We start from the raw sequence: 13,773 nt of genomic DNA, 5'->3' as shown, positions 1-13,773 counted from the left end.
AACAGGCATTGCTCCGATCTGGCTGGTGCACGTTTACAGTGGGAGCCCACAGTATGGCAAAGGCAGTGATCCTGGTTCTGGATAGTTTTGGTATTGGCAGCGCGCCTGATGCTGATAGTTTTGGTGACGTCGGTGCCAATACCTTTGGCAGTATCGCCCGCGAGTTTGTTAAGCACAAAGGCCGCCGGCTGGCATTGCCAAACCTGGCCCGGTTAGGGTTGGTAAAGGCGGCTACCGCCGCGGGCAACGGTGCCCCTGACACAGACGACAGCACTGATCTGCATGGCGCCTATGGGTATGCCCGTGAGCTTAGCAGCGGCAAAGATACCCCCAGTGGCCACTGGGAAATGGCCGGCGTGCCGGTGTTGTTTGACTGGGGCTATTTTGAGCAGAAAACAGAGAGTTTTCCGGCTGAGCTGATTGCAAAGCTGTGTCAGCGCACCGGAGTAAGCGGCATTTTAGGCAATTGTCATGCCTCGGGCACCGATATTTTACGCAAGCTGGGTGACGAGCACGTTAAAACCGGTAAGCCGATATGCTACACCTCAGCCGACAGCGTCTTTCAGGTCGCCGCGCATGAAGATCATTTTGGCCTGGAAAAGCTGCTGAGCTTTTGCCGGGTAGCCCGTGAGTTGCTTGATGAATACAACATTGGCCGGGTAATCGCCAGGCCTTTTACCGGCGACAGTGCTGATAATTATACCCGCACCGGTAACCGGCGCGATTACTCGGTATTACCGCCGGCACCTACGGTGCTGGATAAACTAACAGACGCTGGTGGCAAGGTGATCAGCATTGGTAAAATTGCCGATATTTTTGCGCATCAGGGGATCAGTGAAAACATCAAAGCCACCGGGCTAGAGGCGTTAATTGATACCACGCTTGAGCAGATGAAAAAGCAGCCGGACCGCAGTCTGGTGTTTACCAACCTGGTGGATTTTGACCAGAACTATGGCCACCGCCGCGATGCCTTAGGCTACGGTGAAGCGCTTGAGTACTTTGACAGCCGCTTACCGGAGTTGCTGGCGGCCTGTGCTGATGACACCTTGCTGCTGCTAACCGCAGACCATGGTTGTGACCCCACCTGGCCCGGTACCGAGCATACCCGGGAATATATTCCGGTGCTGGCGTATCAGCCGGGGCTGGCCAGTACTGATTTAGGCGAGCGGATGAGCTTTGCCGACATAGGCCAGACCCTGGCCGATTATTTTAAGCTGGACGCCATGGCGCACGGCGATTCCTTTATTGCTAAATTACATTAAGAGAGAATTATGGCTACTCCTCATATTAACGCCGCTGACGATGCTTTTGCCCAAACCGTGCTGATGCCAGGTGATCCGCTGCGGGCCAAACATATTGCTGATACCTTTTTAACGGATGCCGTTTGTGTCAATACCGTACGTAATATGTTTGGTTATACCGGCACTTATCAGGGCAAGCCGGTCAGTGTACTGGGCTCAGGCATGGGCGTGCCGTCTATGTCGCTGTATGCCACTGAACTAGCCAAGTTTTACGGGGTTAAGAATATTATCCGCATTGGCTCTTGCGGTGCTTTACCGCTGGATGTAAAAGTACGGGATGTGGTTATTGCGATGGGCGCCAGCACTGATTCTGCCGTTAACCGCAACCGTCTGGCCGGTATGGATTTCGCTGCGATTGCCAGTTATGACTTGCTGGAAAAAGCGGTGCAGGCGGCCCGTGCTAAACAGATCAACGTTAAAGTGGGTAATGTTTTTACCTCAGATTTATTTTACAACCCAAGCGAAACGCTGTTCGATACGCTGGAGAAATACGGTGTACTGGCGGTAGAGATGGAAGCAGCCGGTTTATATGGCGTCGCAGCCGAATATGGCATTAATGCCCTGGCCATCTTAACGGTAAGCGATCATATCCGTACCGGTGAAGCCCTGGACGCCGATTTGCGCCAGACCAGCTTTAACGAAATGGTTGAAATTGCCTTGTCATTAATTTAATTAATTATCTGCTTACAGCCGGAACTATTATGTCTTTAACCACCAATAAAATGTTTTATGTGTCCTGGGAAGCGTTTCACCGGGCCAGCAAAGAGCTGGCTCAGCAACTGCTAGGTCGTGATTTCAGTGCTATTGTCGCCGTCAGCCGCGGCGGCCTGGTACCGGCAGCCATTCTGGCCCGCGAGCTGAATATCCGGGTGGTCGACAGTATTTGTGTTGCCAGCTACGACCACGATAAACAAGGCAGCTTACGCATTTTAAAAGACGCCAGCCTGCAGGATAACGCCAGGCTGTTAATTGTTGATGATTTAGTCGATACCGGTGAAACCGCCCGGGCGCTGCGCGAGCATTTTCCCAAAGCCTGTTTTGTCACCGTGTATGCCAAGCCCCAGGGTAAGCCGTTAGTGGATCACTATGTCACTGACATTGAACAGGATACCTGGATCCAGCTGCCATGGGATATGGAACTGGCCTACAGCAAACCTCTGGCGGAGCATTAATTCTATGGCCGCAGTACAACAGCTGACCATTAGCTTGCCTGACTGGATTAACGAGGTCGTTGACTGGCAGAAAATTTATGCTGATGACAACGAGAAAATGGCGCTGGCGGTAGAGCTGTCAAAGCAAAACGTGCTGCGCGGTACCGGCGGCCCTTTTGGCAGTGCTATTTTTGATTGCGACAGCGGTAAGCTGTTAAGTGTAGGCGTAAACCGGGTAATGCCAATGCATAACCCGGCTGCCCACGGCGAAATGGTCGCCATTATGCTGGCCGGCCAGCAACTGCAAAGTTTCAGCCTGAATGCCGATGGCGTTAAACGCGAGTTGTTTACTTCCTGCGAGCCCTGCGCCATGTGTTTGGGCGGGACCTTGTGGAGCGGGGTAAAACGGCTGGTGTGCGCCGCCACCGCAGACGATGCCAGAGCCATCGGCTTTGATGAAGGGCCGGTGGAGGCCAGCAGCTATCAGTACCTGACTGATGCTGGCATCGAAGTCGTCCGTCTGGTACAGCGCGACGCTGCCAATGCGGTACTGCAGCAATATGTCACTGGCGGCGGTGCCATTTACAACGGCTAGCGCTGATCCCTATAAGCGCGCCGTTTTCTATTTCTAGCCAAACTTAATCGAATGACTGCTCTGCCCAATATAACGTCTATAGCTATTTCCTTGCGCTAGTATTTTTATTGCGCATCACCGTGTCAGTATTTTTTGCATCGCCATATAGTATAGATGACTTAGTGTATTTAAATTATTGTTTTAAAACTAATCAAAATTAGTGGTGTTAATTTTGCTTTCAATATTTTCTATAACCAATTTCCTCCAGTGCTGCAGACTCCGGCAATAAAACGCCATTAGTTTTGGCTGAACTGCCCCAGTTAACTATTCGTTCTACCTGGTGTTGTTTAGGTAAGCGTTGCAGCCTTAATACCAACGGCAACATGCACTCCGCTGTGTTTATTTGAAGCTATTTCATTTACTGGACTAAATACAATGCTTTTTAAGTTGAAACAATGGATTGTCAACACCAATGAAAACACACTGCATGATTCGCAAAACTCGAACACCCATCAGCTTGAACCACAAACAATGGCCGTTCTTAAACTGCTTTTGGAAAATGCCGAAGAAATAGTGCTGCGGGAATCTTTTTTCGAGCAGGTCTGGGGCAAGAAAGTCGTGTTAGACGAAAATCTGTCACGTTGCATCTCGCAACTTCGCAAAGCCTTTGGCGATAATGCCAGGTCGCCAGTATTCATTAAAACCGTACATAAAACAGGCTACAAATTTTTAATCACGCCGACACCACTAGCGCCCGGTATCAAAGCGCAAAACAAAGCTGAAGCTGAACCTATACCTGTCAGTGACTCGCAGCACCTGCCGTCAAAATATGGCTCATCCGCTTTCACTTTATTTGTTTTTGTGTGTGTTTGTCTGTTTCTGTTCGGCTTTTTTGGCTCAAATATCAAAGTGGACAATGAGTCTGCTTCGTCAGGTTATTTGGATGAAGCAGAAAGCGCGCGTATCCGACAGCTGCTGCTTGATAGTCAATACAATGAGATATTCATTACCTTGGCCTCACCAATGGATGGAAACCAACAATTCGAATTGAGTCTTAAAGATAATGAAACTGGAACGGAAAATAGCGCCACCACGTTCGTTATACAGGACCATAATCAACAGACGTTATGGGAATTAAGCCGTCGTCTTAATACCTCTGAAGAGCGCATGACTGGTGTCAATGATGTAATGCTAATTTTGAATGCTATCGCTATGTCTTATCAACATAGTGCGCCGGGTTCGACATCACTGGCTTCGTTTAAAAAGTATCAACAAGCAATGTATCGCCTGGATAAAAGGGGGGCAGATAATTTAAAAATCGCGATTACATTATTCGATGAGGTATTAAACGATTCCCCCGACTTTGTTGAAGCCACTATATACAAAGCAGTTGCGATAAGAACGCTGAATTATTATCAGCTGGAATTGGAAAATCGAGACCAGAGAATGCTCCAGTATGACCTGTTGCTTAAACAAGCCCTAGCGCTAGATCCCGAGCATCCTGTCGTCAGGGCATTAACCGCTAACTTTGATATAAAAAGCAAAAACTGGATTGAATATGAGTCGACCTTGGTTGCCGCTGTGGAAGGTGCACCCGATTGCGCCGTATGCGTGCGCTTTCTGGCCGATTTTTATGTCAATATTGGTTTATTTCAACGCGCCGCGCAAGCAATCGAAAGTCACATAAATAATTTCCCGTTATCACGTCAAATGCATACGCTACTTGGCGAAATATATACTCGACAAGGAAACCTTCTGGGCGCTAAACAACAGGCTGGTATATTGAAAGCCCTGGGTTCAGAAGAGGCGAGTGATTTGCTGGCGTTAAATTTCAATATTTATTCTCAGCAAGGTGATGTTGATAAGGTAACCGCATTGTTGAATCGATTTCTTGAGCTCTATCCTAATTTTGATTCACTTAAAGTCGTGCACGATGCGCTGTTAGCCCAAGATTTAGAAGCGGCAACAGCCGCTGTAGAAAAGCTCCCCCGTTTACATTTCAATTTCGCTCTGTCAGTAGGTAAAGTCGACGCCGTGTTTCAGCGTTTAGTTGACAATGTATCATCAGGTAATTTGCGAGACTTAGGTTTGATGCATGGCTGGTTAAATGAACCAACGGAACTAAATCGCTATTACACTGCACAATTGGTTGCATTGAAAAATCATCCCGATATGCCAGAGTTTTTAGACCGCATTGGCTTAATCGATTATTGGATAACAACTGAACGCTGGCCTGATTATTGTGTCGATAACCAGTACATAAACTTACGACCTGACTTCTGTGATTTGTCTTTTGTGGCTCAGAACCTGGCGAAGACCAAAAGCTGACAACGCTGATGGTCATCGCGATTATCTGAGGCTCACCTAATTGACACTTTTTCTATTCTTCAGTCTAAAACCTGCAATTCCTAGTAACGCAGAGGAAAATAGTAAAAAAGTGGCAGGTTCAGACACTTCGGTCACCTGTGCCAACGAAGCTGTGCGTTGAACAGAGGGAACGGTGAGGTCAGGCGCTAAAGAGTGGAGTATTCCGCACGGGGCCCCGTTTGAACATGAATTAAGGCTGCCGGAATTGGTTAACATGGTTTCTGTTATGGTCGGAATACCAAAAGGGCTGGTTAAAAGTTGACCAAACCCAAAAAAGATGGTTGTTGTGCCCATGAAAAACGTTTCGAATTCATCGTCACCTAAGATCCCTGGCGAATTAATATTGTAGTTTAACGCAAAAAAGGTATTGGTAGGTAAAGTACTCCCTGGAGCTGGCGGCGGAGGATTATCTATATCGTGCGTCACCGTGTGAGTGATTAAAGGATCATCCAAAAATCCCTCAACACCTTCATTGAAGGCACCAGTCAGAGTAAAGCTGGCCCACCTGACTTCATTGGCACCAACAAAATTACCAAAGGTGTCAAATATACCAAAACCTGCATCAACAAGTAATTGCTGGTCTGGATTACTTGCCGAAAAACTGTCGGGCGTTAAAAACGAGCTTATATAACCATCTCCGTTTAAGTCCTCACCGACAAAGCTGCCAGTTATAGTGCTGGCAACATCGTTAGTAATGCCACTGTCGCAAATAGATACAGAACCATACAGGGGATCATTGTTAACACTATCTAAAAATGCTGGATCAGAGCATGTATCAGTAAAACCACCTACCATAAAATTAAACTTCATCAAACCTGCCCTGGCGGGTGAAACGCTTGCAGCTAAAATGCATGTGGCCAAAATTAAGCCTGTTCGTGTTTTAAACATGTCTATCTCCATTACTTAATAGAATGGTTGCTGCTGCTGGTGTACGTTAACCAGCTAAACCATGTGTGTTTTTCGTACACTTTTAATTAAGCTTTAGGGGGTTCAAAGATCCTTCGGATTTCCTGATTTTTTTATTCGGATTTGCCTCGAAAATATAAAGTAAATAAAAAACAATAAGTTAAATTTGAAAAGCACGCAGCCAAAAGCGCTGCTGACTTGCTGGAACTATCACAAGGGTAAACGTATATTGTCATGGCATTTGCTTGGCAATCAGCTCACACGTTGCAGTGGCTAGCTGGCAGAGAAAGCCGGAGCAAGCGAGCCAACGACTCTAAGCTGCGTCCAGCCACTCTCCTCTGCGTAAAGAGCAAGCATTGTCCCTAAATTTAGTGCTTCTGGTGCTATTGATTCTAACGTTGTGGTCTATACTGACTTTTTTGCAGTGCTTTATAGTAAAAAACCACTGCCAGCCACCAGCGTGTTATGCAAAAACAGGGGGAGAGGCAGAGTATGAATAATAAAATCAGACAAGCTATTGCTGATCTTATTGAACTTGCTGCCAGCACCAGCAGCAATAAGTGGCTTGCTTTGGTTGTGGATGAATCGCTTGAGCCCGTGATACACACGGCTGCTGATACAGCAGAAATAAGATCGTATCTTAAAGCTGCCGAGCAACTGATTGACAGACAATCCAGAGAACTTATCAAGATTGAATTGCAGGAAACAGTTGCTGTATTGAATGGCGAAACCTCCCGCTCAACCTTTGTAACAGACAGGACGCTTAAAGCCGTTAATCTATTTAATGCAAAGGGTGATCATCAGGGCTTACTGGTCGCGCTTAGTGTTACACCAAAGCACTCCGACAATCTGAACGAGGACGCGCTGCCGCGCATTGCTCAACTTGCTGAACAGTTTATCTCAGCTGGTACTTCGGAAGATCTGAGCCAGCAAGCGCTGGAGCATAGCTTTAATATCAATCGCGCCATCCTTAACACCCTTTATGATGCGGTTGTCATGACAGACCTTCAGGGGCGGATCCAGAGTGTGAATCCTGCATTTGAGAACATGTTTGGATACCCGGAAAACGAACTGATTGGCGAGTCGATTACCAAACTGATGCCGCCAGAAATCGCACATCATCATCCTGACTACATGCTTGCTTATGCTGAAGGCAAAACAGCAGGAAAAATTATGGGTAACGTGCGGGCAGTGAAGGGGCTTCGGGCCGATGACACGCGCTTTACCCTGCAGATAGCGATAACAGAGGCCAGGGTAGGGAATGAACGGCTGCTGGTTGCTGCCTTGCAGGATATTACTGAAAGCGAGGAAGCCAGATTAAATCTGAAGCGCTTTCGCAAGACCCTCGACAGTACTCTGGACTGCGTTTTTATGTTTGATGCAGATACTCTGCAGTTCTTCTATGTAAATCAGGGGGCAGTCGACCAGCTCGGCTACACCGTTGACGAGCTTCTTAAACTCCATCCCTATGACGTAAAACCGCGCTATTCAGAATCTGAATTCAGGAAGATGATCGCGCCTCTGGTAAACGGAGAGGTTCCACGTCTGAATTTTCAAACTGTTCATCGCCACAAAAATGGCCGCGAGTTGCCAGTGGATATCTCGTTGCAGTATGTCAAACTGGAAGACGAGCCAGCCCGTTTCATCGCAATCGTCAGGGACATTACCGCGCAGCAGCAGTATAAGGAGGAAATTGAACATCTGGCGTACTTCGACCCGTTGACTAATCTACCTAACCGCAGCCTTATTGCAATAAAGCTCGAAAGTTGTCTGCGTAATTGTGCCAAAACAGGCAATTTTGGCGCTGTGATGCTGACTGATCTGGACGACTTTAAATCGATAAACGATACGCTGGGTCATCGTGATGGCGACCAGCTATTGATCGAAATCTCAAACCGCTTTGCCAACGTGCTGGGTGATCGCCATGCTATTTCAAGATTGGGCGGTGATGAATTTTTGGTAGTGATCAACACCCGCCATCAGGATTACAAGACCGCGCTTGATGAAGTGAGCCTGATAGCGGAGCAAATGTTGACTGCGGCAGCGCAGCCAACAGAAACGCTTGGCCATGCGTCACCCATATCAACCAGCCTCGGTTTGGTGCTTTTTAACAATGATGCTATTTGCGCCAGTGAGCTAATGAGGATGGCCGACATTGCGATGTATGACGCCAAGAAGAAGGGAAAAAACCATTTCAGTCTGTTTGACGATATCATGCAGCAAGAGCTGGTAGAAGAGCATAGACTCACCGCCGATCTGAACAGGGCACTTTTGGCGGAGAATGAAATTGTTCCGTGGTTCCAGCCCAAAGTGGATCGGAACGGCAGATATATCGGGTTTGAAGCACTGGCTCGCTGGCAACATCCTGAACTGGGGCTACTTAACCCAGTAAGCTTTATCGGACTGGCCGAAAAAAAGAGCCTGATAGTGCCACTCAGTGACCAGATACTGTTGAAAACCTGCAGGGTAATGAGTAACTGGCGTGAGCAGTTTTCCATAGACGAGCTAACCGTCTCTGTTAATATTAGCCAAAGCCAGCTGGCGATGGGTAACTTCCCAGATAAAGTCGCAATGGTACTGGCTGAAACAGGCCTGCCGTCATCAGCATTGATACTTGAGGTTACGGAAAGCGTTATTGCAGAAAACATTGCCGCCAGTATTCAGCAAATGAGAAGACTGCGAGCCATGGGCGTCCGTTTTTCTCTGGATGACTTCGGCACGGGTTATTCGTCCTTATCTTACGTTCGCCAGCTACCGATTGATGAACTGAAAATTGACAAAAGTTTTGTTAGTACCCTACTAAGTAATTCGGAAACATGCTCTATCGTAAAAATTATTTTGTTATTGGCTGACGTACTGAAGTTAAATGTTATTGCGGAAGGTATCGAACAGGAAGCGCAATGGCAGGCTTTGCAAGAACTGGGTTGCTCAGGATTCCAGGGCTACTTTTTCAGCCGTCCCCAACCGCCGAAAATCATTCTTGAACAGCTGCAAGCAAGTTACCAGTGATCCGAGTGGCGTTGAGCTGCTGTTAATCTGGGAACTTAGGGAGTAATACTGTAAGCAGCAAGACTTTAAAATGCACGAAAAGAAATTCAGGCTGATGGCGTCAATCTGACGCCATCAGCCTGAGCTTGCCTTGCTGCCAGAGATTAAATGTCAGCGCTGTGGTTTGATTAAGAACTTCTCTCCGGTAGCCTGTTTGCCGTAAACCGCTATCGCATCCAGTTGTAACGCACCGGCCAGCGATACTTCGTCAGTGTAGTGGCTGGCGAAGGTGGTTTTGATCTCCGCGGCTATGCGTTTGCGCATGGCGATGCTGGTTTCTTTGCTGAGTTTCCCCAACGCATTAAACAATAAAAAGCCGTTCACACCCCAGGCAAAACCAAAGTTGCGGTTTAACGTGATGGGGCCGCGATCAAGCCCGCCATAAATATAAACCTGTTTATAGATGTCAGAACCATACACGCTGTATTCCGTGATATTGCGAGCGATGGCGGCTTCCATGCAGCTGAGAATATCACTCGCCAACTTGCCGCCACCAATTGGGTCGAATGCGATAGTTGCGCCGGTTTCGATCAGTGCCTGGGTCAGGTCCGCCATAAAGCTGTTGCTACTGGAATTAACCACGTATTTGGCACCCTGGTCTCGCAGCAAGGCTTCCTGTTCTGGCTTGCGAACGATATTAATCAGCTCGATGCCGTCGGCAATGCAGATGCGGTTGAGCATTTGTCCGAGGTTAGAGGCGGCGGCCGCGTGCACGATAGCCTTGTGACCTTCAGCGCGCATGGTTTCTACCATGGTCAGTGCCGTCAGCGGGTTAACAAAGCTTGAAGCACCTTCTGCTGCAGTGGTACCCGGCTCCAGTTCCAGACAGCTTTTAACATTGGCACAGAGATATTTGCGGTAGCTACCCCCGCCAATTACTGCAACGGTTTTGCCCATCAAACTTTGCGCAGCGGCTGATGAGCCGGCAGCGACGACGGTACCAGCGCCTTCGTTGCCAACGGCTACAGGCTTGCCAACCCGCTTTTTAACGGCAGCCATCAACCTGGCCGGGACATCGGCAATGATGACCGGGCGGTCGGCGCTACCGGATTGGCTGGCAGTCGTCATATCAGCTGCGCTGAACATCACGCCCAGGTCGGACGGGTTTATTGGGGCGGCTTCGATGCGTATAACCACTTCGTTTTCGCCGGGCTGGGGGATCTCAATCTCGCGCAGGGCAAGTTCCAGTTTGTTGTCTTCGCTAATGGTGGAAATAAGTTCGATATTGCTGTCCGACATGTTTTTCTCCTTAAAAGTCAGATGCTCTGGCACTTCGCTAACCAGTGTTAGCTCATAAAATGAGGAGCAAGCCGGTAGCGCCTGCATGAACCAAGTTGCTGGACTGTTTAATTGTATTAGAAAATCGGGGGCAGATACCTACTATGGCGCGTTGTCACAGCGCCGTCAATTAACAATGTTCTTATCTATTAACCTGTTTCAACATTGCGTTCTGTGACATTAAACCCAAGGTTAAAAGACAAAGTTGAATAAAGCAGGTATGCGGTCTCATAAAGCAGGTGGGTGATCTATACTTCGTATTACTTTATTTCTCTGGGCCATTGAGCCACCAGCAGGGGGGTAACAATGTTTGCCACTAGGTAGTGTTGGCAAGCGAACAGATAAACTCCTGCAACGGACTGATAATTCTCCAGAGCTAACGCCAACGGCGTTTGCCTGTAACACCCGGAAGGAGCAACCATGTCGACAATCACCACTATTAATCCCGCAACCGAAAAAGAAATCCAAACTTACACCCTCATGACCAAAAAGCAGGCGACCGAGCGGCTTGAGTCGTGCCATGCAGCGTTTCTAAAATGGCGCGAACTGACCCATCAGCAACGGGCGCCTTATCTGCAGAAGATCGGGCAAAAGTTGCGCGACAATGCTGATGAACTGGCGGCGTTGATGACCAGTGAAACCGGCAAACTGCTAAAGGATGGACTCACTGAGGTTGAACTCTGTGCAGCGATCTTTGATTACACTGCAAAAACCGGACCCGACGTTCTGGCCGATGAGGAGCGTAAGCAGGGAGTCAACGGCAAACGCGGCCTCATCAGTTACCAGCCAATCGGGGTTATCTATTCTATCCAGCCCTGGAACTTTCCTCTTTACCAACCGGTTCGTGTGCTGGCGTCTAATCTGATGGCAGGTAATGGCTGTGTCCTGAAGCACGCCAGTATCTGCACCGGAACCGGTCTTCGGTTGCGTGAATTGTGCATTGAGGCCGGCTTGCCCGAAGACCTGTTCCAGGTTTTGGTGATCGATCATGACACCAGCGACCAGCTGATCGCCAACCCTTTAGTTCGTGGTGTAACGCTGACTGGTAGTGACGGGGCTGGACGCCACGTCGGGGCTGAAGCCGCCAAGGCCTTAAAAAAGACGGTACTTGAACTTGGGTCGAATGACGCTTACCTGGTGCTTGAGGATGCTGATATCGAAACCGCCGTAAAATTTTCAGTTATGGGCCGACTTTACAACAATGGCGAGACTTGCGTTTCTGCCAAGCGGTTCATCGTGACCGACAAGGTCTATGACACCTTTGTTGAGGCTTTCGTTGCTCAAATGCAAGACATCAACATGGGCGACCCCACGAACGAGAATACCCAGCTTGGCCCGCTTTCCAGCAAAGAGCAGTTCGACACCGTCACGCAGCAGGTGAACGAAAGCGTTGCCAAGGGGGCAAAAATTCTCTGCGGTGGCGAAGTGCCAAAGCGCCCGGGGGCCTATTATCCCGCTACGGTGCTGGCTGAACTCCGACCCGGAATGCCCGCTTACGACGATGAAATTTTCGGGCCCGTCGCGTCCATCATCCGCGCCAGGGATGATGAGGACGCCATGCGGTTGGCTAATGAAAGCCGCTATGGCCTGGGCGGTGGCATCTTTTCAAAAAACGAAGAGTATGCCCTCAGGCTGGCCCGCGATAATTTTGACACCGGTATGATTCGCATCAATTCATTTGGGGCGGCGGATCCAAATATGCCATTTGGTGGCGTCAAGAACTCCGGGTACGGGCGTGAGCACGGTGGCTTTGGCATCAGAGAATTTGTCAACGTAAAGTCGATTTTCTTGCCCTGAACTGGCTATACACAGCCAATTTTACCCATTTCATTAAATTAAGGATTTTTCAATGAGTATGAACATTCTTGTCGCCGGAGCCACCGGTAAAACGGGCCAGCTTCTGGTTCAGTACCTGATAGAGCAGGGTCATAAGCCTACTGCGCTGGTTCGCGAAAGTTCGGATACCCGTTCACTGCCAAAGGACGTAGACCTGCGCCATGGTGACCTGACCGACCTGAAAACCGGGGTGTGCGACGGCATGGACGCGGTGATCTTTGCCGCAGGCTCCGGCGGAAACACCGGCCCTGAAATGACCAAAAAAGTGGATCGGGACGGCGCCAAGCGCTTGATTGATCTGGCACGGCAATCAGGCGTGAAACGTTTCGTGATGCTCAGCTCAGTTGGTGCAGATCAGACCAACCCGACCGGCGACCTGGCCTCTTACCTGAATGCCAAGCACGAAGCGGACGAATATCTGAAGGCTTCCGGCGTGACCTACTCGATCCTGCGCCCTGTGGCACTGACCAACAACGGCCGCAGCACCGATGTGATCCTGGGTGAGGGCGTCGACAAATCGGCAAAGGCATCCCGCGCCGATGTGGCCTATGTGCTGGCAGAGGCTGCCACTACAGGCCGTTACGACGGTATGGCGCAGGATATGCAGTCCGCCTGACCGTTGCGTCGCTGGCCAAAGCGACGAAGTAAGAGTAAGGCTGCATCGACGTACTGGTTAACAACGCTTTGACAATGATATAAGTGAGAAATAAAAAACCCAGCAATGCTGGGTTTTTACAAAATTGAAAAGGCTTAAGCGATACGGCGGCGACGGATAAGTAAAGCACCCATTGCCAGCGTAAACAACGCGATAGTAGAAGGGGCTGATACCACCTGAGCCGCGCCCAGAGTGATTTCAGTTGCAAAAATTTCGTTGCCCTCAAGGTCAAATATTTCTAAAAAGCTGAACCCAAACGCATCGTATGTCATATAGTAGCTCCAGGTAAATGGACCAAAGCCGACGTCATCTGCGTCGAATTCGAAAAATTCAATACCGGCATAGATATTGTCGCTATCGATAACTGCTCCAAAGTCGAAAATAGTAAACACGTCACCCCATGACAGGAGATCGCTAAGGTTAATGTTAATCAGGGTAATTTCATCGCCAAATTCCGTATCAAGGAAGCCAGTGTTTAACAGGCTGTCGTCTATCTGAACTTGAATAGAGCCCAACTTGAAGCCATCAAGATCATTGATATCGTGGGTGATGTTGATAAGACCAGCATTGGCAGCGAAGGATGTTGCAAACATTAACGTAATAGCGAACAGCGATTTACTTATTAATTTTGTGAGAGATTTCATTATCTTCTTCCTT

The 13,773-nt window shown here is 48.7% G+C and carries 11 protein-coding genes; 8 read left to right on the top strand and 3 right to left on the bottom strand.

Annotation, left to right across the window (positions count from 1 at the left end; genetic code table 11):
• The first annotated feature begins 53 nt into the window (after positions 1-53).
• From R3187_RS11055 to R3187_RS11035, 5 genes are all read left to right on the top strand, one after another.
• The gene (locus R3187_RS11055) at positions 54-1,262 is read left to right on the top strand and encodes a phosphopentomutase (protein WP_318967109.1); all 1,209 of its coding nucleotides are present in this window, start codon (positions 54-56) and stop codon (positions 1,260-1,262) included.
• 9 nt (positions 1,263-1,271) lie between these two features.
• Positions 1,272-1,973 carry a purine-nucleoside phosphorylase gene (gene deoD / locus R3187_RS11050; protein WP_318967108.1) on the top strand — a complete coding sequence of 234 codons (702 nt, stop codon included), beginning with the start codon at positions 1,272-1,274 and terminating at the stop codon, positions 1,971-1,973.
• Positions 1,974-2,002: 29 nt separating this feature from the next.
• Entirely contained in the window at positions 2,003-2,473 is a 471-nt protein-coding gene (gpt, locus tag R3187_RS11045; protein ID WP_318967106.1) for a xanthine phosphoribosyltransferase, read from the top strand.
• A 4-nt stretch (positions 2,474-2,477) separates the two neighbouring features.
• Positions 2,478-3,047 (top strand): nucleoside deaminase, encoded by a 570-nt coding sequence (locus R3187_RS11040; RefSeq protein WP_318967104.1) that lies wholly within the window; start codon positions 2,478-2,480, stop codon positions 3,045-3,047.
• A gap of 426 nt (positions 3,048-3,473) precedes the next feature.
• A complete protein-coding gene (locus R3187_RS11035) occupies positions 3,474-5,354 on the top strand; it encodes a winged helix-turn-helix domain-containing protein (protein WP_318967102.1) in 1,881 nt (626 codons plus the stop codon).
• Positions 5,355-5,390: 36 nt separating this feature from the next.
• Here the strand turns inward: R3187_RS11035 and R3187_RS11030 are convergent, their stop codons facing one another.
• Positions 5,391-6,281: a hypothetical protein gene (locus tag R3187_RS11030; RefSeq protein WP_318967100.1), complete on the bottom strand. Its 891-nt coding sequence runs from the start codon at positions 6,279-6,281 to the stop codon at positions 5,391-5,393.
• 510 nt (positions 6,282-6,791) lie between these two features.
• Here R3187_RS11030 and R3187_RS11025 point away from each other — a divergent pair.
• The gene (locus R3187_RS11025) at positions 6,792-9,308 is read left to right on the top strand and encodes a putative bifunctional diguanylate cyclase/phosphodiesterase (protein ID WP_318967099.1); all 2,517 of its coding nucleotides are present in this window, start codon (positions 6,792-6,794) and stop codon (positions 9,306-9,308) included.
• Positions 9,309-9,458: 150 nt separating this feature from the next.
• Here the strand turns inward: R3187_RS11025 and R3187_RS11020 are convergent, their stop codons facing one another.
• Positions 9,459-10,586 (bottom strand): zinc-binding dehydrogenase, encoded by a 1,128-nt coding sequence (locus R3187_RS11020; RefSeq protein ID WP_318967097.1) that lies wholly within the window; start codon positions 10,584-10,586, stop codon positions 9,459-9,461.
• Between the two features lie 459 nt (positions 10,587-11,045).
• Between R3187_RS11020 and R3187_RS11015 the strand changes: the two genes are divergently transcribed.
• The gene (locus R3187_RS11015) at positions 11,046-12,422 is read left to right on the top strand and encodes an NAD-dependent succinate-semialdehyde dehydrogenase (protein WP_318967095.1); all 1,377 of its coding nucleotides are present in this window, start codon (positions 11,046-11,048) and stop codon (positions 12,420-12,422) included.
• A gap of 52 nt (positions 12,423-12,474) precedes the next feature.
• Positions 12,475-13,077, top strand: coding sequence for an SDR family oxidoreductase (locus tag R3187_RS11010; RefSeq protein ID WP_318967094.1), 603 nt, complete (start codon positions 12,475-12,477; stop codon positions 13,075-13,077).
• Between the two features lie 134 nt (positions 13,078-13,211).
• Here R3187_RS11010 and R3187_RS11005 read toward each other — a convergent pair whose 3' ends face one another.
• The gene (locus tag R3187_RS11005) at positions 13,212-13,760 is read right to left on the bottom strand and encodes a PEP-CTERM sorting domain-containing protein (RefSeq protein WP_318967092.1); all 549 of its coding nucleotides are present in this window, start codon (positions 13,758-13,760) and stop codon (positions 13,212-13,214) included.
• Positions 13,761-13,773 lie beyond the last annotated feature (13 nt).

Origin of the sequence: Arsukibacterium sp., from assembly GCF_033721375.1 — a bacterium.
GTDB lineage: Bacteria > Pseudomonadota > Gammaproteobacteria > Enterobacterales > Alteromonadaceae > Alishewanella.
Note: the sequence above shows the minus strand (reverse complement) of the source record. Positions and strands in the feature narration are given on the sequence as shown.